The following is a 17,397-nucleotide window of genomic DNA, read 5'->3' as shown; positions in this document are numbered from 1 at the left end:
TTTGCTCCTATATAAAATTTTCTTTTTTAAAACTATAGTATCCGTCCTTACCAATAATTATATGGTCTAAGACTTCTATATCTAATATCTCGCCTGCTTCAAATAGTCTTTGGGTTGTTTTAAAATCATCTTTTGATGGTGTAAAATCTCCACTTGGATGATTATGGGCAAAAATAATTGATTTTGCTGATTTTTTGATAGCAGTTTTAAAGGCTTCCCTAGGATGAACAATTGATGCATCTAGTATGCCTATACTAATTACTTCTTTAGATATTATAACATTTTTAGTATCTAAAAGGATAGCGTAAAAGTATTCATTTTTCTTTTCTTGAAGCTCATTTTTTAAATATTGATAGATATCATCACTATTTTTTATTTTTGTAATCTTTTTTTCAATAGTTTTTTGGGCAACCCTCTGCCCAAAACGAAGGGATGCTACAATTGAGCTTGCTTTTGCTGACTTTATCCCTTTAATTTTTGTAAGTTCACTGACTTCAATATCGGCTAAATTTTCATAAGAAAAAGTTTCTAAAATTTCTCTAGAAAGTTCGATTACATTTTTTTCCTTAGTACCAGTAGAAATAATGATAGCAAGAAGCTCCTCATCTGTTAAGCTATTTGCACCCTTGCTGATTAATTTCTCCCTTGGTCTATCGTCTACATCAAAGTCCTTAATTGCCTTTTTCATTTTTAATATCTCCGATATTTAATTTATCCATATGACTTGCAACATAATTTACGCTAAGACCTACAAAAAAACTTGTGAAAACACCCATCATTACTAAAGCTGGAAAATATATTAGCATCTTTATATTGCCCATAAAAACTGCGGCAACTAGTATTTGACCAAGATTATGAAAAAATGCTCCAATTTCAGAAATACCGATAAATGATGAAAATTTATTTAAAAGTTTTAAAGAAAGTCCCATAGAAATGGATGCTAAGACCGCTCCAGCAAATGAATAGAAAAATGCAGTCACAGATCCAGTAATAAGCATTAGTAAAAAAGATTTTAGTACCCCTACTAAAAGTGCTGATTTTAAACCGTAAAAATATAGGGTTAGCAAAATAATCATATTTGAAAAACCAAGTTTTGCTCCAGGTATTGGAACTGGAATTGGAATCATATGTTCAATTAATGAAATGGCAAGGGCCATAGCAGTAAGTAGTCCTATATTTGTAATTTTTTTTATATCTCGCATAGCTTACCTATTCACCTTATCTATCCCATCGTCTTGATTTGAAGTGTCTATTACTTCTAGAAAAACTCTATTTGGAAGACATATTATTGTTTCTCCATTGATGCTAATTTCTTGCATATGTGTACAAATTTGGTCTCTACAATTTGCCTCTTGCATATAAGCTTTTCCATCTTTAATAATTACTTTATTATAGTGAGCATCATCATCTATAACTATTTCTCTATCCACGTTTAGAGGAAATTCTCCATATAATTTAGAATCCTTTTCAATTCTTAAAATCTGCCCTCCAGATTTTGTATTCATATTTGATATTCCAAAGGCCATTAGCATGCTTAATACTAAAAGTCCCAGTGAAATTATAATGTCACCTTTTTTAATTTTCATAAAAATACCTCATTATATGAGTTTACATTTTATAGTTTTTATTGTCAATTTAGGGCAAATTGTGGATGGCAAAAAAATAAACCGGCTCTACCGGTTTATCATTTATCAATTAAAAATTTCTTTAATTAAAAACTTCTATACATTTATTTGGACATTTATCAGCTGCTTGTTGTAATAATTCAACATCAAGATCAGGATTAATATTTTCAACTGATAAGTTTTTCTTCATTTCAAATCCTTCTGGATAAGTTTTTGCACAAAGTGTACATGCTATACATGCTTTATCACATTTTTTACGTGCATCTTTACCTTTTTCTTGATTTGAACATAAAACAACTGCCTTTTGTGCATATGGTACTAGTGTGATGATGTCTTTTGGACAAGCCTCAACACATTTACCACAAGCTACACATTTATCACGATCAACTTTTGCTACACCATTATGTACGTGAATTGCATCAAAAGGACAAGTTTTTTCACAAGTACCACAGCCTATACATCCGTAGTTACATTCTTTCTTACCACCAAAAAGTGCTATTTGAGATCTACAATCATCAAGACCAGAGTATTCAAATAAATCTTTTGCACTTTCGCAATCTCCATTACATTTTACAACTGCTACTTGTCTATCATCATTTGCAACTGCTTCAACTCCCATAGCTTTTGCAACTGCTTCTGTTGTAGTTGGTCCACCAATTACACAAGCACTTACAGGTGCTTCTCCTTTTGCAATTGCTGCTGCACAACCATCACATCCTGGATAACCACAAGCACCACAGTTTGCACCTGGAAGTGCATTTCTAACTGCTTCTTCAGTAACTGATGTTTCAACTTTAAATTTTGAACTAATAACTCCAAGAGCAACAGCAAATAAAAATCCTAATGCTCCTAGAACTAAAATTGGAATTATAATATCATTCATAAATTACTCCTATAAACCTTGAAAGCCCATAAATGCAATTGACATAAGTCCAAGAGTAATTAGACTCATTGGCGCACCCTTAAAGGCTTCTGGAGTATCATTTTCTGCAATTCTTTCTCTTATGTATGATAGGATCATCATAGCTAGCATAAATCCTAATGATGCTGCTAGGGCATAAACTATTGTTTGAAGCAAATCATATTGGTTTGTAATTGTTTTTATAGCTACACCTAGTACTACACAGTTAGTTGTAATAAGCGGTAAGAATACCCCCAAAGCTCCGTATAAGCTAGGCATATTTTTTTTCATTACAGTTTCAACTGATTGTACTAAAGATGCTATAACCAAGATAAATACTACAGTTTGTAGGTACTCAATATTTAGTGGTTCTAATAAGTAGTATTGGATAAACCAAGTTACTATAGAAGCTAAAGTAATTACAAATATTACGGCAAAACTCATTCCCCTTGCTGTTTCTACCTTGCTAGTTACACCTAAAGTAGGGCAGATACCCAAGAATTGTCCTAATACATAGTTTGATACAAATATTGCACCAATAATTATTGAAATTAAATCTGTCATATGCCCCTCCCTACTTAGCTAAAGCAGCTTTTCTTTCTTTTTTGTTAGTAAATGCTGCATATGCTGCAAATAATAAGCCTAGTACTATGAAAGATGATGCTGGTTGTTGTAAAAATCCAATTGTATATTCTGCTGGTATTATTGTTTTTCCAAAAACAGTTCCTGCTCCAAGTAATTCTCTTACGAAAGCTAACACTGAAATAGCCAGAGCATAACCAAGTCCTTGGCCAAGTCCATCTACAATTGATGCAATAGGACCATTTTTTGAAGCAAATCCTTCTGCACGAGCAAGGATTACACAGTTTACTACTATAAGTGGGATAAATATACCAAGAGATTTGTATAAGGATGGTACATAAGCCCTAAGTACTAATTGAACTATGGTTACAAAACCTGCAATAATAACGATAAAAGCAGGGATTCTAATTTCATCTTTAATAAAATTTCTAAGTAGTGATACTACTAAGTTACTCATTGTAAGTACAAATATTACTGATAATCCCATACCAATAGCATTTTGCATAGTTGATGAAACCCCTAGTACCGAGCACATCCCAACTAATTGGACAAATACTGGATTATTTTTAAATATCCCATCAGAAAAAACCTTACCTAGGTTTACTTTCTGTTTTCTTTTACTATCTACCTTTGCATCTTCATCCACAAAAGGTCTATCTAATTGTTGTTCCATAAATAACTCCTAATTTAGACTAGCTAGAACTTCTCTAGCATCGTTAATTCCTTTTACAATAGTTGTAGTAGAAATAGTAGCTCCAGAAATTTTTACAATTTCATTTTCGCCACCCTCATCAGAAAAACCAACCTCATTATCCATGTTTACTCCAACCGTACCTTCTTTAAAGAAGTCTTGTTCCATTTCAGCACCAAATCCTGGTGACTCTGAGTGAACTAATGGAGCAAATCCTGTGATTTTATTTTCAGGATCAACACCGATTAAAAATTCGATATCTCCACCATATCCACCTGGAGAATTGATTTGGAATACATATCCATCTCCATCAGCTGTTGTTGCCTTGTAAACATTTTGAATTGTTTCTGGTTTTTCTACATCTATTTCTTCATAAGAATCTGCTGGATATACCACAGAAAGTGATTCTTTTAGTTCTTGAGCTTGATTTTCTGCAACTACTGGAGCAGTTAGGCTATTTGTAAAAGCTAGAGCCAATCCTACTACTGCTGTAATGGCAAATAATCTTAAACCTAATTTAAAATTATTCATTTGCTACTCCTTTTTTCTTGCTATAATCAACACCAAATACTTTTGGTCTTGTGTATTTTTCTATAATTGGCACCACAAGGTTTGATAAAAGTATAGAATAACTTACACCTTCTGGATATCCTCCAAATGCTCTTATTATCGCTGTTAATACACCAGCTAAAACTGCATAGACAATTTGTCCATTTGGTGTTACTGGGCTAGTTGTATAATCTGTAAGCATAAAGATTGCACCAAGTAATAAACCACCTGATAAAACATCTTTTAGGATATTATCAAAACCTGTAAATAATCCTGAAAGTAATGTTGCTGTTGCTATGTAAATAAGTGGCATTTTTATATTAATAACTCTTCTAATTAGTAAGTAAGCACATCCTAAAAGTAGGGCTAGGGCTGACACTTCACCAAGAGAACCAGGTATATTTCCTAAAAATAAATCCATTACAGAATAAGATTGTGGTTCTGAAAGTGGTGTTGCAGCAGAAAGAGCCGAGATAGTACTAACTGATTTTAAAGTTGCTACTCTTTGTGGTGGCACAAATGTTGACATTGACTCAGACCAAGAAGCAAGTAAAAATGCTCTTGCAGCTAAGGCTGGGTTTACAATATTTTGACCAATTCCTCCAAAGGCCATTTTTACAGCTACAATTGCAAAAACTGCACCTATTACTATTTGCCAAACAGGTAGTGTAAATGGCACATTGTAAGCGAGTAATATACCTGTTACAACTGCTGATAAATCTTTCACTGTTTGTTTTCTTTTTGTTGCCTTATTAAATAAATACTCTGATAATACACAAGCTAATACTGATGCCAATATTAAAATTAAGGCTCTGTATCCAAAATAATATACTGCAGCTATACCTGCTGGTATTAAAGCGATAATTACATCTCTCATCTCGCTTTGAATAGTATTTTTACTTCTCACATGAGGAGAAGATGTAACTAATAATTTTTCTCTATTTTCCATTTATCTACTCCTACTTACCCTTTCCTGCTTGTCTTATTTGACGTTTACCAAATCTAATCGCTTCAACAAGAGGTCTCTTAGATGGGCAAATATAAGAACAAGATCCACATTCTATACAATCCATAATTCTATAATCTTCGGCCTTTTCAAATTTTTCATTTAAAGCAAATTTGTGAATATAAAGTGGAAGAAGATTTACTGGACAAACATTTACGCAACGAGAACATCTGATACATGGTTCGATGTCTGCTGGGATTGCTTCTTCTTTTGTTTGTACTAAAATACAGTTTGTTGCTTTTTCTACTGGATTTCCTGAATTTGGTTGGGCAATACCCATCATTGGACCACCACTAATTAGTTTTCCAATTTCACCATTTAATCCTCCAACTGCATCTATTGCATAGTTAAAAGATGTACCTACTTTTACTAGAACATTTTGAGGATTTTTAACATTATGACCTGTAACTGTCATTACTCTTTCATAAAGTGGTTTGTCATAGTAGATTGCTTCATAAACAGCATTTACAGTAGAAACATTAGAAACTATAACACCTGCATCCATTGGTAAACCACCTGATGGTACAGTTCTATTTAGAGTAGCGTCTATAAGTCTCTTTTCATCCCCTTGTGGATATTTTGTAGCAAGTTTTACAACTTTTAAATCTGGCAGATTTGTAGCATTATTTGAGTATTCATTTAAGAATGCTGAAACTGCGTCAAAGGCTTTTGGTTTATTATCTTCAATTGCAATAATTCCTTGTTTTGCACCAGATGCTACTACTAATATCTCAAGGCCTTTTACGATATTTTCCGGTTTATTTTTTAGAATATAGTCATCGCAAGTAACGTATGGTTCACATTCAGCACCATTTACAATTACTGTATCGACTTCTTTTGCCGGTGTATATTTAATATGAGTTGGGAAAGCTGCTCCTCCCATACCAACAATTCCAGCTTCTTTAATTTTTTCTACAATCTCTTCTTTGTTTAAGCGAACGTTTTCGTTAAGTATGTACTCTTTTTCTTGATCGTAGCCTTCTGTATCTATCACAACTGCTTGAGCGTTTTTACCGGATGCTGTTTGTATATCGATTATGTCTTTTACAACTCCATTTCCAGATGAATGGATATTTGCTGAGAAATTACCAACAGCTTGCCCGATTAAATCTCCAATATGTACTTCGTCTTTTTTATTAACAAGACATTTACTTGGTGCACCAATATGCTGAGTAAGCGGAATCACTAGCTCATTTGGTGTAGGTAAGGTGTAAAGTTCACTATTTTCAGAGAGTTCTTTAAACTCATCAATGTGCACACCTTTCTTAAATGTCAAAGCATTTCCTGCCATATGCATCTCCTTAATATTTTTTTGTTCTTTTCTATTATAAATGAATTTGTGACATTCATCAACAATTATGCAATATTATATAAAAGTTCGCTGATGAATGTCATAAAATTATTATAGCTTAATTGTCCAATATCTGACAGTTCAGAATTTGTTGGTAATCCATCCTTATAAAATGTTTTATAAACATCATAGGTGGATTCTACCTTTGTGACATATTGTCTAGTTTCTTCAAATGGTATCTTTGAAATGTCTGGATTTTCCTTATCCAAAACTCCTTCTTTTATCCATTTATCAACGTTTCCTACTCCCCCATTGTAGGCTGCAAGAGCTAGCTTACGATTATTGTAATATTTCATTAGATAATCATAATATCCTACGCCTAGTTTTAGATTGTAGTCAATGTCGTTTAATTTTTCAGGATAATAGTCCATATCAATTACTTCTGCAGAGTGTCTTGCTGTATCATCTAAAAGTTGCATGAGCCCTTGGGCACCTTGATGACTGTGGGCATCATTGTCAAAGTCTGATTCTACTTTTACAATAGCTGCAGTAAGTAAAGGATCTACATTAGCCTCATCTGAGATTTCTGTGATTTGATCCTGATAGTTAATTCGTGTACGAGAAGTTTGGTAGGCTATTATGCCGTAGGATAGAGCTATTGCTAATAGTATTGTTAGCAGTATATATCCTATTAATTTTCCTATAAATTTTAATACTTTCATAGTAAATCCTTTTGCTTTAAGGTTTTTTTGAGCTCTTTTGTAAGATGCTCCACACTTGTGCTATTATCAAAAACTACATCACTATTTTCCTTCATGGTTAGTAATTGCTCTTGACTTTCTAATTTTGCTTTAGCATATTCAAGGCTGATTTTATCTCTTTGCATCAATCTTTCAAGTTGAATTTGATAATCAGCAACTACTAACCAGACTTCATCTGCATCAAATCTTTCATCCATTTGAAAAAAAAGCGGAATTTCTATAAAAACTACTTTTTCATCTAGGAGTTCTATTTGTCTTTCAATCTCATTTAATATATTTTTGTGAGTTAGTTGATTTAATTTTTTTAACTTTTCTCTATCAGAAAAAATTATCTGTGCTAGCTTTTTTTTATCTAAGCTATCATTATTGAATGCTTTCTCAAATTCATCTGAAGCTCTTATTGCTTCGAAATTTTTCGCTCCCGGAATTAGCAAGTTTCTGTTGACCTCATCAGCAGATATAACTTTAAAATTCATTTGTTCTAAAAGCTTGCACAAGGTTGACTTCCCAGATGCAATTGTCCCAGTGATCACAATTTTATTTGGACTCATACATACTTTCTCCAGTGTCTATTTCAACTAATAAAGGTACTTTAAGATTTGTTGCTGATTCCATTGATTCTCTTAAAATTTCCATAGCCTTCTCTTTATCTTCAATAGACGATTCAAGAATAATTTCATCGTGAATCTGAAGGATGATTTGAGCATCAAGATTTGCTTTTTTTAGATTTTCGTCTGTCTTTATCATAGCAATTTTGATAATATCTGCTGCAGTACCTTGAATTGGAGTATTTAGGGCAACCCTTTCTCCAAAGCTTCTTACATTAAAGTTTTTTGAAGTGATCTCTGGTATATATCTTCTGCGGTTAAATAAGGTATCTGTAAATCCATCTTCGCGTGCTTGCTTGATTATATTATCCATATATTTTTTTACATTTGGATATCCTTCAAAAAATCCTTCTATATAGTCTTTTGCCACAGGTCTTGGAATGTTTAAGTTTTGCGACAAACCATAATCACTTATTCCATAAATTATACCAAAATTTACTGCCTTTGCATTGTATCTTTCAACTTTAGACACTTCATCAAGCGGTCTATTAAAAACTTCTGATGCTGTTTTTGTATGAATATCAACCCCATTTATGAAAGCATCTATCATATTTTCATCTTCTGAAAGTGAAGCTAAGATTCTTAACTCAATTTGAGAATAATCGGCATCTATCAAAACTTTTCCGGGACTTGCTTTAAATGCTTTTCTGATTTTTCTGCCTTCTTCTGTTCTTATTGGTAGGTTTTGTAAATTTGGCTCTGTAGATGAGAGTCTACCAGTAGATGCAATACTTTGTCTAAAAGTCGATCTGATTCTTCCATCTTCATCGATTGCACTTTCAAGACCTTCGATGTAAGTTGAACGCAATTTGTACATTTCCCTATATTGCTCAATTTTAGGGATTATTAGATGTTCATCGCGTAATTTTTCTAAAACCGAAGCGTCAGTTGAAAATCCAGTTTTTGTTTTCTTAATAACAGGCAATGCCAAATCTTTAAATAAAACCTCTCCTAATTGTTTTGTAGAGTTGATATTAAATTCAGAACCAGCCAGTTCATAAATTTCACTTGTAAGTCCTTTTAAAACCTCATCGATTTCAGCTTTCAGCTTTTCTAAAACATTAATATCGGTTACAAAACCAGCTATTTCCATGCTAGCTAAAACTTTAGAAAGCTTGATTTCAATATCTTGGTAAAGGTCATACATTTTATATGATTTTAATTCTTCTTCTAGTTTTTCTTTTGAATTTTCTATTGTATAAAGGACTGATGCCATGTATGAGTTTAGCTCATCTTGGTCAATGTCTTCATATTTTTTAGTTTTTGCACCCTTGCCAATTAAATCCACTTCATTTATCACTTCAAAATCCGAATAAGTTTGGCTTAAAGTTTTTACATCATAAGATGACCTAGATGGGTCAATTAGGTAATGCATGAGCATAGCATCATTATAAGGTAGCGCCAAATCAATTCCTAATTTATCCAATAAAACTACATCTTCTTTTATATCAAATGAATTTTTGATTATAGTCTTGTCTGCGAAAATTTCTTTAAAGTTTGTTATAAAATTCTCATCAGCTTTTATAATATAAGCTTTGCTATTGGCTGTTTTTATAGCTAGTTTATAAATCACAGAATGGATGTAATTTTCCCCATTATACAATGATTTGAAAGCAAATTCTTTATTCTTTTTGATATCATCAATTAAATCAGTATAATCATCAGTTTCGGTAAACTCAAATTCTCTATCAGTATCTGCTAGGTCTACATGACCTTCTATTTTTTCTAAAAACTTATTAAAATTATATTTTGAAAACTTTTCTTTAAGAGTTGGATAATCTGGATCGGTTAATTGCAAGTCAGATAAAGCTATTTCAACTGGAGCATTTTTTACTATTGTTCCAATTTTTTTGCTCATGTAGGCTATAGATTCGCTATCTATTAAAGTTTGCTTGGTTTTTTTACCAGAAATTTCATCAATATGTTCGTATAATCCCTCAATGGACCCGTATTTTTGAATATAGCCCACTGCTTTTTTGGGACCAATTCCATCTACACCAGGAATGTTATCAGATTTATCTCCTTGAAGACCTTTAACATCTATTAATTGTTGGGGTGTCAAACCATATTCTTCTTTTATAGTTGATAAGTTATACTCAACCATATCAGAAATGCCTTTTTTAGTGAGATAAACTGTAATATGCTCATCAACTAACTGTAAATAATCACGGTCTCCAGTTATGATTACAACTTCATAACCTGCATCTTGGCCCATATCAGCATAGGTTCCAACTATATCATCAGCTTCAAAACCATCAAGGTCAGTATAGGCTACTTTCATAGAATCAAGTATATCTTTTAAAATTCCAAACTGATAAGAAAGTTCGCTTGGCATCTTATCACGAGTTGCCTTATAATCTTTAAACTCCTCATGTCGGAAAGTTTTACTAGACCTATCAAAGGCAACTAGAACAGAATCTGGATTATATTTATCAAAAGCATTTTGGTACATAGTTAAAAAACCATACACACCATTGGTCATGACTCCATCGTTGTTTGTAAGGTTTGGAAGAGCAAAAAACGCCCTAAAAATCAAACTAGAACCATCTATTAGCATAAGTGTTTTACTCATTTGTCACTCCTTAGTAATAGTATAACGTAAAATGTGGATATTTTAAAGATTTGATTAAAATAGCATATGATTTTATAGGTTTGTAAAGTCTTTTAAGAAATCATATAAAAAAACCTCGTAATCTAATTGACTACGAGGTTTTTATATATTATTTTTATAGACTCTTGGTCCTATTTTAACCGTATAGGCTTTATTGGTGCCGGTGGTGGGACTCGAACCCACACGCCCTGGTGGACAACAGAGTTTGAGTCTGTCTCGTCTGCCAATTCCAACACACCGGCTCAATGGTTACCTATTAATTATAACACTTTTTACTTTCTTTGCAAATTGCAATTGGCTAGTTTTTTTCTTATGTTTTTGTCAAAATAGATTTTCATTGATAGGATCCCTATAGCAAATCCTATCACAGCTCCTGCTATTACATCTGTTGGAAAGTGAACGTATAAATATAGTCTACTTAAAGCTATGAGCAAGGCAAGTATACCAGTGAATATTTTTATCATTTTTGATTTACTCATAAAAAATATAATCGTAAAAAATGTAAAGGCATATGATGTGTGCCCTGATGGAAAAGATCCATCTTTTAATTTAGGTACTAGTAATTCAATATTATTAACATAATCAAAGGGTCTGACTCTTGCAAAAATATTTTTTAGCAAAAGATTAACTATAATTATATTTAGCATAAATCCTATTACCATGACCTTAGCCATAGACTTGTACTCTTTTGTTGACATAAAAATTATAATAAATGCAATCCAAATTATAGACAGATTTCCAAGATTTGTTATAGTTACCATAAACTTATTCAGGCCTGGTGTCGATAATTTATGAATCGCATCTAGAATTCCTATTTCAAAACTAGTCCAAGGTCCCATTAATAATCTACCTCACTGCTAATAGTCGCCATGGTTGCATCATAGGCTTTTTGTATCCTATCTCTTTGGGACTCGTCAACTTCATCATAATATTTGCCACCTTCTAGGAAATCTTCACATAAGTAAGTTCTTACACTGCGGCCATATTCATTATAAGTCATGCCAACCCAGAGTGGATATGCTTCGATTTCATCTATTGATGTTGTGCCGTTAGCTAAATCTTTTGATAACTTAAAACTATAAGCAACTGATTGTTCTGTTCTGATATCATTTACCGTTTCTAAATTTTGGATGCTAATGAAATTGCCGCAAGCATAAGCTATAAATCCTTTTCTCCCATCCTCAGTTTCATATTCTTCATAAGGCTCTACTACATGTGGATGATTTCCTATTACAAGATCTGCTCCCCAATCAATCATCTTTCGTCCTAATTCTATTTGACTAGGATCTGCATTTGAACGCAATTCTATGCCCCAATGAGGATATACAACAACAAAATCAGTATCCTTTGCTTTTGCTTTTTTGATGTCATCCTTGATTTGATCTTCATGTAAATAATTTACTTCTGGAACTTCCTCACGTACTTGGAATAAATCTTCTTTCCCGTTACAACCAAAGGTGTAGGATAAAAATGCAAGCTTAATATTACCTACTTCTTTTATAATAAATCTAGTATCATCATCCTCAGCACGTGTACCAACATGGTCTAGTCCTGCATCTTGGATAGCTTCAATTGTGGTATTGACTCCCTCAATATCATTGTCTAGCGAGTGATTGTTAGCAGTTGTTACAATATCAAATCCAGCTTCTTTTATAGCGTCCAAATATTCTGCTGGTGCATTAAATCTTGGGTGGCCCGCATATGGAACATTTGGATCTGTTGTTGTCTCATAGTTAGCAATTGCAATATCTGCATCGCTTATAAAATCCGAAATATACATAAACGAATCAGAAAAATCATAAGACCCACCGCCCTTGTTGTAGGCATATTGAGTTTGACCCATATTTGCCATAAGATCTCCGCCGGCTTTTAAAGTAATGGTTTCGATTTTTTCTTCTTTACTTTCTTCTACTTCATCTGATTTTTTAGTATTTTCAGCGGCAACTTCATTATCTACTTCTTTATCATCTTGCTTTGCAAGATCATTTGAATTTAAATTTTCAATAAGGTCAGTTGTTCTTATTGGCTCATTACTTTCTTCCTTTAGCTCTTTTTGGCCACAAGCAGCAAGTAGCAAAATTGAAAAAATAAAGGTGAGTGTTCTTTTTATATACTTCATATTCCCTCCAAATATATACTACATCCATTGTAACCTATAAGCTTAAAATAAAGCAATAAAAAAACACCCATTGCTAGGTGCATTTTAATGTAAGCTATTATATGCGTCTTTTTTACCCTTGCTATATAAAATAATAAATACTGCTATGGCAATAATTAATATTAATATTGAGTTTATATATTTATTTGAATTTGTAGCAAGCATCGATGTTTTTGTGTGAATTAGATAGTAGATAATCGGAACTAAAATTATTAATAAAATTGCAATTATAAGATCTTTTCTAAATATTTTCCTTCTAGATTCTGTCTCTAAATCTATAAATTCACTTGCAGAAACAGTATATTTATTGGCTTGTTTGTCTCTTAATTTTCTTTTGGAAAAATTACTTGCAATTATCATAATCAAACCAATTAAGAAAACTATAATAGATGGTAATATCCTATCTTCTATCTTTTCAGAAGTTATTAGTAAATATGGAATTATTGATACAATAATGATAAAAAAACCTAGGGCAAAAAGTAATGAATAAATATTATGTCTATTTACGTATTTTCTAACTGATTCGGTGTCCTTATATTCTGATTGAAAATTATCGTTCATAATTATCTCCTTTATGGATTTATACCCACAATGGATTGCTAAAGTTAATTATAGACAGCAATTTTCCCATAGGGACCATTTACAATATTTATACTTGTATCAAAAATATTTGTTAATTTATCCCCATCCATTACCTCATCTACAGATCCTTCTAGGACTAATTTTCCATTTTTCATAGCAAATATCCTATCTGAATATTGGGCTGCTACATTTATGTCATGGATTACCAAAACAAAAGTTTTTTTCAAAGTGTCACAAGCACATCTTAGATGTTTCATCATTGAAACTGATCTTGCCACATCAAGATTATTTAACGGCTCATCTAGCAAAACATATTCTGTTTCTTGGGCTAGGACCATTGCAACATAGGCCCTTTGTCTTTGTCCTCCAGATAATTCATCCAAATACCTATTTTCAAGAGCTTTTAAATCAAAAAAGTCTATATATTTTTCAATTATTTTTACATCTTCATTAGTAAGTCTGCCTTGGCTATAAGGAAATCTTCCAAAACTTACTAGTTGCTTTACGGTTAATTTGCTGATAAAATTATTTTCTTGTTTTAAAATTGAAATTGTCTTTGCCATTTGATTTGGATTTGTATTATCAATATCCAGACCACCTACATTTATTTTTCCGGCATCCTTTGGCAAAAGTCTACCAATCATCATAAGTAAGGTAGACTTGCCTGCACCGTTTGGGCCGATTATTGAGTTTATACCGTTTGTTTTTATATCAAGACTAACTGGACCTATACTAACTTCATCGCTATATTTTTTTTCTACATTCTCTAAACTTATCATAATTTTTCTTCCTTAAATATTAAAATAAGGAATGAAATCCCTCCTATTAATTCAATCAAGACTGAAACCACTCCGTTTGCATTGAATATGTGATTCATAATAAAATATGAACCAGCTAATATATCAAAGGCAAGTAGTATTGCCATAATCATCAGGTATTTATGGTCATAAGTTTTCGCTAGTTCATAAGTTAATGTAGCTACTAGAAAACCATAAAAGGTCATTGGGCCAACAAGGGCTGTTGAAATACTAATTAAAATCGCAACTGCTATCAATGATAGAAAAGTTGCTTTTTTGTGGTTTAGACCTAAATTTGTAGCCACATCCTTGCCAAGACTTAAAACATTTAGCTTTCTCATATTTAAAAATACTCCCAGTGTCACAAAAAAGATTATTCCAATTGCTAGGGGGAAATATTCTGTATCAGAATTATTTACAGAAGCAAAAAGTTTTGCTTGCAAAATATCAAATTCTGATGGAGAAAGGAGCCTACGCATAAAGGCTGCTATTGCTCTAAGCCCTTGGCCTAAAATAACTCCTATTAAAAGCATGAGTTCAATATTTCCATCTTTTTTTGCAAAAATCCCCATAAACAAAAATAAGCAAAGGCCAACCATAAGGATTATCTGAAATATAAAATAACCCTTACCTCCTATGACCAAAAATCCTGTTATTCCTAAAAAATACATGATTGCTGTATTTATTGTGGAATAGATAGCCTCAAAGCCTAAAATCGATGGTGTTATAATCCTATTATTTGTTACACTTTGAAAAAGTATGCTTCCAACTGATTGACAGATAGCTGCTATTGCCATGGCAATAATAGCATTTTGCCTGCGTTTAATAATTGGTAAAAATGATGGTGAATCAATTGGGACTGGGTTCTTATAAACAAGGAGCCCATATGTTGTTAAAATAGCTAGCAAAGATAAAATTACCAGACATATAAAATATGATTTTTTTTCTTTTTCTGATCTAAAACTACTCATAAAAGAAGATTTACTTTTCATATCTTAAATCTCCTCATATTTAATAAAATAATTATAAATATAATTGAACCTGCGCTTCCTAAAATAAGTGATACGGGTAATTCAAATGGTGCAATAATCGTCCTTGAAATAATATCTGCTGCTAGCATCACCATCATGGATACCAAACAAATCCAAGGTATATTTTCCCTTAGATTGTCTCCTCTATAGATGGAAACAATGTTTGGCACTATTAGACCTAAAAATGGGATATTGCCAATCACTGCAGAAACTATCCCACAAGCTAATGCAACTAAAATATTAGCCCTTAATATAATCTGATTATAATTAAGACCAAGATTTGTTGTTATATCCTCTCCAAGCCCTGCAATTGTCAGCTTATCAGCATACCTATAAATAACTATTGTAATTATTATTATAAAAAATAAATATTCGTAGCGACCACGTTGGACTGGGGCAAATGATCCTTGAAACCAAACTTCTATTACCTGAGTCATATTGAATTCTAGGCCAATAAAGGTTGAAATTGCAGAAACAACTGCTCCTAGCATAATACCAACAATTGGCACAAATAGGGATGATTTTAATTTTATATTTCTAAGTAAATAAAAGAAAACCATAGATCCAATAAATGAAGCTATGATTGCACCTGTCATTCTTTGAAGCAGGCTAGGCTTTGGAATTAAAATATAAACTAAAACAAGGCCTAGACCAGCCCATTCAATAGTTCCAGTTGTGGTTGGTTCTACCAATTTATTTTGTGATATTAGCTGCATGACAATGCCCGATAGGCTCATGGCTACTGCTGAAAGCATTAGGGCTAAGGTCCTTGGAATTCTTGTTATAAATACCATTTCAATAGAATTACCCTCTTTAAAAATATCATAAGCTCCTGTAAAAACAGAAGCTATGGCAAGGACTATTACTAACCCTAGTGCAAAAATATAGGGTTTTGTAAATATTTTTCTTTTTGTATTTTCCATCTTATTTGCTAAACAATTCTGCTAAACCATCAAATATCTTTGTATAAGTAATGATTGATTCGTTGGTGTAGGTATCATTTGGAGCGTAATAAATTTTATTGTTTTTAATGGCTTCAAGGTCCTTTAAGGCTTCTGATCCTTCAATTACTTCCATAGCAGGTTTTGCATTTTCTTCGCTAGCTACTCCGGCATCACGGTCTAAGACCATTAGATAATCTGGTTTTGATTCTGCAATTGCTTCTACAGAAATATCATCTCCCTTATGGTCTGAAGAATCATTTTTCACATCTAAAGATGGTTCTAGTTCTAATATTTCATAAACCGGACCCCAAACTCTTCCATATTTTGGAGCTGAATATCCAATTTCTCCACCAGAAACTACCATTCCCATTACACTGCCACCCTTGTAGGCATCTTTTGCTTTTTCAATTGATTCTTCAAGGTCTGTTATTAGCTCATTTGCCTTATCTTCCTTAGAAAAGATTTCTCCTAAAATCATTGTAGAATTTGTAAATCCTTCTATAAGATTATTTCCTGGAGAATTTGCTTCTTCTGAGACATCTGTATCTAAATCAATTACAGAAGCATTTGGTACAATAGCTTTAATATCCTCATAGTAATCAGCAAATCTTTGACCTATAATTACTAGATCTGGATCAGTTGCTGCGAGTAACTCTAGATTTAGTTCTCTGTGGTTGCCAATATTTTCTATACTATCATCTTTTAAATAAGAAGATGTCTCTGGCATAACATCTTTTGGTGCAGCTACTAAATCAACTCCCATTGCTTCTAAAACTTCAAAGTTTCTGCTATCAAGAGCAACAACTTTTTTTGGATTGCGGGCTACTTCTACTTCACCATGGGCATCTGTTATAGTAATAATATCTGATTTTTCCATGCTTGATTCAGTATCTTTTGAATTTTCATCAATACTTGGCGAGTCTTTTTCAAGCTCTTGACTAACTTCACTTTTGGGGGCAGGATTTTCTGCTTTAGTATTTTCGGTGCCTACATTATTTTCACAAGCTGATAAAGCCAGTGCAAGTATTGCTATTGACATGATTTTTGTATTTTTCATAAATACTCCTTAAACATATTATTAATGATACTGATTATCATTAGCAAAAGTATAACATACCCTAGTAAACTAGTCAAGATTAAGAACTAATATATTTTGTTACAAAATCTCTCTATTTAGATTGTCAATTAAATTTATTAAAAATACTCTAATTTCAATAAAAAAACTTCCTAAGTCTCTAGGAGATTTAGGAAGTCTACATT

At 32.4% G+C, this 17,397-nt stretch carries 19 protein-coding genes and 1 tRNA gene; all 20 read right to left on the bottom strand.

Features of this window, described 5'->3' with window-relative positions; all coding sequences use genetic code 11:
- Nucleotides 1–7: 7 nt before the first annotated feature.
- The 20 genes from radC to JNO63_RS02275 all read right to left on the bottom strand — a co-directional run bounded on the left by radC (nucleotide 8) and on the right by JNO63_RS02275 (nucleotide 17,194).
- Complete coding sequence (gene radC / locus JNO63_RS02370) at nucleotides 8–688, bottom strand: RadC family protein (protein WP_203126879.1); 681 nt, start codon at nucleotides 686–688, stop codon at nucleotides 8–10.
- Nucleotides 672–1,202 (bottom strand): Gx transporter family protein, encoded by a 531-nt coding sequence (locus tag JNO63_RS02365; RefSeq protein WP_203126877.1) that lies wholly within the window; start codon nucleotides 1,200–1,202, stop codon nucleotides 672–674. Before JNO63_RS02365 ends, radC begins: the two co-directional genes overlap by 17 nt.
- A gap of 3 nt (nucleotides 1,203–1,205) precedes the next feature.
- Entirely contained in the window at nucleotides 1,206–1,586 is a 381-nt protein-coding gene (locus JNO63_RS02360) for a NusG domain II-containing protein (RefSeq protein ID WP_203126875.1), read from the bottom strand.
- Between the two features lie 121 nt (nucleotides 1,587–1,707).
- Nucleotides 1,708–2,508 (bottom strand): RnfABCDGE type electron transport complex subunit B, encoded by an 801-nt coding sequence (locus JNO63_RS02355; protein ID WP_203126873.1) that lies wholly within the window; start codon nucleotides 2,506–2,508, stop codon nucleotides 1,708–1,710.
- A 9-nt stretch (nucleotides 2,509–2,517) separates the two neighbouring features.
- The gene (locus JNO63_RS02350; protein WP_203126871.1) at nucleotides 2,518–3,090 is read right to left on the bottom strand and encodes an electron transport complex protein RnfA; all 573 of its coding nucleotides are present in this window, start codon (nucleotides 3,088–3,090) and stop codon (nucleotides 2,518–2,520) included.
- Nucleotides 3,091–3,100: 10 nt separating this feature from the next.
- A complete protein-coding gene (gene rsxE / locus JNO63_RS02345; protein ID WP_203126869.1) occupies nucleotides 3,101–3,781 on the bottom strand; it encodes an electron transport complex subunit RsxE in 681 nt (226 codons plus the stop codon).
- 9 nt (nucleotides 3,782–3,790) lie between these two features.
- A complete protein-coding gene (locus JNO63_RS02340; RefSeq protein WP_203126866.1) occupies nucleotides 3,791–4,330 on the bottom strand; it encodes an FMN-binding protein in 540 nt (179 codons plus the stop codon).
- Complete coding sequence (locus JNO63_RS02335) at nucleotides 4,323–5,297, bottom strand: RnfABCDGE type electron transport complex subunit D (RefSeq protein WP_203126864.1); 975 nt, start codon at nucleotides 5,295–5,297, stop codon at nucleotides 4,323–4,325. Before JNO63_RS02335 ends, JNO63_RS02340 begins: the two co-directional genes overlap by 8 nt.
- A 10-nt stretch (nucleotides 5,298–5,307) precedes the next feature.
- On the bottom strand, nucleotides 5,308–6,645 hold the full coding sequence (rsxC, locus tag JNO63_RS02330; RefSeq protein ID WP_203126863.1) for an electron transport complex subunit RsxC: 1,338 nt from the start codon (nucleotides 6,643–6,645) through the stop codon (nucleotides 5,308–5,310).
- Between the two features lie 65 nt (nucleotides 6,646–6,710).
- Nucleotides 6,711–7,367: a lytic transglycosylase domain-containing protein gene (locus JNO63_RS02325; protein WP_203126862.1), complete on the bottom strand. Its 657-nt coding sequence runs from the start codon at nucleotides 7,365–7,367 to the stop codon at nucleotides 6,711–6,713.
- The gene (gene coaE / locus JNO63_RS02320; RefSeq protein WP_203126860.1) at nucleotides 7,364–7,957 is read right to left on the bottom strand and encodes a dephospho-CoA kinase; all 594 of its coding nucleotides are present in this window, start codon (nucleotides 7,955–7,957) and stop codon (nucleotides 7,364–7,366) included. The genes JNO63_RS02325 and coaE overlap by 4 nt, the downstream gene beginning before the upstream one ends.
- On the bottom strand, nucleotides 7,944–10,586 hold the full coding sequence (polA, locus tag JNO63_RS02315) for a DNA polymerase I (protein ID WP_203126859.1): 2,643 nt from the start codon (nucleotides 10,584–10,586) through the stop codon (nucleotides 7,944–7,946). The genes coaE and polA overlap by 14 nt, the downstream gene beginning before the upstream one ends.
- 194 nt (nucleotides 10,587–10,780) lie before the next feature.
- Nucleotides 10,781–10,867, bottom strand: a tRNA-Leu gene (locus JNO63_RS02310).
- A gap of 30 nt (nucleotides 10,868–10,897) precedes the next feature.
- Nucleotides 10,898–11,464, bottom strand: a complete 567-nt coding sequence (locus tag JNO63_RS02305; protein WP_203126850.1) for a phosphatase PAP2 family protein — start codon at nucleotides 11,462–11,464, stop codon at nucleotides 10,898–10,900.
- On the bottom strand, nucleotides 11,464–12,744 hold the full coding sequence (locus tag JNO63_RS02300) for a CapA family protein (RefSeq protein WP_203126848.1): 1,281 nt from the start codon (nucleotides 12,742–12,744) through the stop codon (nucleotides 11,464–11,466). Before JNO63_RS02300 ends, JNO63_RS02305 begins: the two co-directional genes overlap by 1 nt.
- Before the next feature lie 84 nt (nucleotides 12,745–12,828).
- Nucleotides 12,829–13,344 carry a hypothetical protein gene (locus JNO63_RS02295; protein ID WP_203126846.1) on the bottom strand — a complete coding sequence of 172 codons (516 nt, stop codon included), beginning with the start codon at nucleotides 13,342–13,344 and terminating at the stop codon, nucleotides 12,829–12,831.
- Between the two features lie 44 nt (nucleotides 13,345–13,388).
- Nucleotides 13,389–14,144: an iron ABC transporter ATP-binding protein gene (locus tag JNO63_RS02290; RefSeq protein WP_203126844.1), complete on the bottom strand. Its 756-nt coding sequence runs from the start codon at nucleotides 14,142–14,144 to the stop codon at nucleotides 13,389–13,391.
- On the bottom strand, nucleotides 14,141–15,154 hold the full coding sequence (locus JNO63_RS02285) for an iron chelate uptake ABC transporter family permease subunit (RefSeq protein WP_203126835.1): 1,014 nt from the start codon (nucleotides 15,152–15,154) through the stop codon (nucleotides 14,141–14,143). Before JNO63_RS02285 ends, JNO63_RS02290 begins: the two co-directional genes overlap by 4 nt.
- The gene (locus JNO63_RS02280; RefSeq protein ID WP_203126833.1) at nucleotides 15,151–16,116 is read right to left on the bottom strand and encodes an ABC transporter permease; all 966 of its coding nucleotides are present in this window, start codon (nucleotides 16,114–16,116) and stop codon (nucleotides 15,151–15,153) included. Before JNO63_RS02280 ends, JNO63_RS02285 begins: the two co-directional genes overlap by 4 nt.
- 1 nt (nucleotide 16,117) lies before the next feature.
- On the bottom strand, nucleotides 16,118–17,194 hold the full coding sequence (locus JNO63_RS02275) for a siderophore ABC transporter substrate-binding protein (protein ID WP_203126831.1): 1,077 nt from the start codon (nucleotides 17,192–17,194) through the stop codon (nucleotides 16,118–16,120).
- Nucleotides 17,195–17,397 lie beyond the last annotated feature (203 nt).

The organism is Anaerococcus sp. mt242 (genome assembly GCF_016798225.1).
In the GTDB taxonomy this organism is placed as follows: Bacteria; Bacillota; Clostridia; order Tissierellales; family Peptoniphilaceae; genus Anaerococcus.
This window is presented reverse-complemented; position numbering and strand designations above follow the sequence as displayed.

Bases quoted from the DNA above. Each gene is read 5' to 3' on its own strand.
- radC (WP_203126879.1), bottom strand. From the start codon at position 688: ATGAAAAAGGCAATTAAGGACTTTGATGTAGACGATAGACCAAGGGAG.
- JNO63_RS02365 (WP_203126877.1), bottom strand. From the start codon at position 1,202: ATGCGAGATATAAAAAAAATTACAAATATAGGACTACTTACTGCTATG.
- JNO63_RS02360 (WP_203126875.1), bottom strand. From the start codon at position 1,586: ATGAAAATTAAAAAAGGTGACATTATAATTTCACTGGGACTTTTAGTA.
- JNO63_RS02355 (WP_203126873.1), bottom strand. From the start codon at position 2,508: ATGAATGATATTATAATTCCAATTTTAGTTCTAGGAGCATTAGGATTT.
- JNO63_RS02350 (WP_203126871.1), bottom strand. From the start codon at position 3,090: ATGACAGATTTAATTTCAATAATTATTGGTGCAATATTTGTATCAAAC.
- rsxE (WP_203126869.1), bottom strand. From the start codon at position 3,781: ATGGAACAACAATTAGATAGACCTTTTGTGGATGAAGATGCAAAGGTA.
- JNO63_RS02340 (WP_203126866.1), bottom strand. From the start codon at position 4,330: ATGAATAATTTTAAATTAGGTTTAAGATTATTTGCCATTACAGCAGTA.
- JNO63_RS02335 (WP_203126864.1), bottom strand. From the start codon at position 5,297: ATGGAAAATAGAGAAAAATTATTAGTTACATCTTCTCCTCATGTGAGA.
- rsxC (WP_203126863.1), bottom strand. From the start codon at position 6,645: ATGGCAGGAAATGCTTTGACATTTAAGAAAGGTGTGCACATTGATGAG.
- JNO63_RS02325 (WP_203126862.1), bottom strand. From the start codon at position 7,367: ATGAAAGTATTAAAATTTATAGGAAAATTAATAGGATATATACTGCTA.
- coaE (WP_203126860.1), bottom strand. From the start codon at position 7,957: ATGAGTCCAAATAAAATTGTGATCACTGGGACAATTGCATCTGGGAAG.
- polA (WP_203126859.1), bottom strand. From the start codon at position 10,586: ATGAGTAAAACACTTATGCTAATAGATGGTTCTAGTTTGATTTTTAGG.
- JNO63_RS02305 (WP_203126850.1), bottom strand. From the start codon at position 11,464: ATGGGACCTTGGACTAGTTTTGAAATAGGAATTCTAGATGCGATTCAT.
- JNO63_RS02300 (WP_203126848.1), bottom strand. From the start codon at position 12,744: ATGAAGTATATAAAAAGAACACTCACCTTTATTTTTTCAATTTTGCTA.
- JNO63_RS02295 (WP_203126846.1), bottom strand. From the start codon at position 13,344: ATGAACGATAATTTTCAATCAGAATATAAGGACACCGAATCAGTTAGA.
- JNO63_RS02290 (WP_203126844.1), bottom strand. From the start codon at position 14,144: ATGATAAGTTTAGAGAATGTAGAAAAAAAATATAGCGATGAAGTTAGT.
- JNO63_RS02285 (WP_203126835.1), bottom strand. From the start codon at position 15,154: ATGAAAAGTAAATCTTCTTTTATGAGTAGTTTTAGATCAGAAAAAGAA.
- JNO63_RS02280 (WP_203126833.1), bottom strand. From the start codon at position 16,116: ATGGAAAATACAAAAAGAAAAATATTTACAAAACCCTATATTTTTGCA.
- JNO63_RS02275 (WP_203126831.1), bottom strand. From the start codon at position 17,194: ATGAAAAATACAAAAATCATGTCAATAGCAATACTTGCACTGGCTTTA.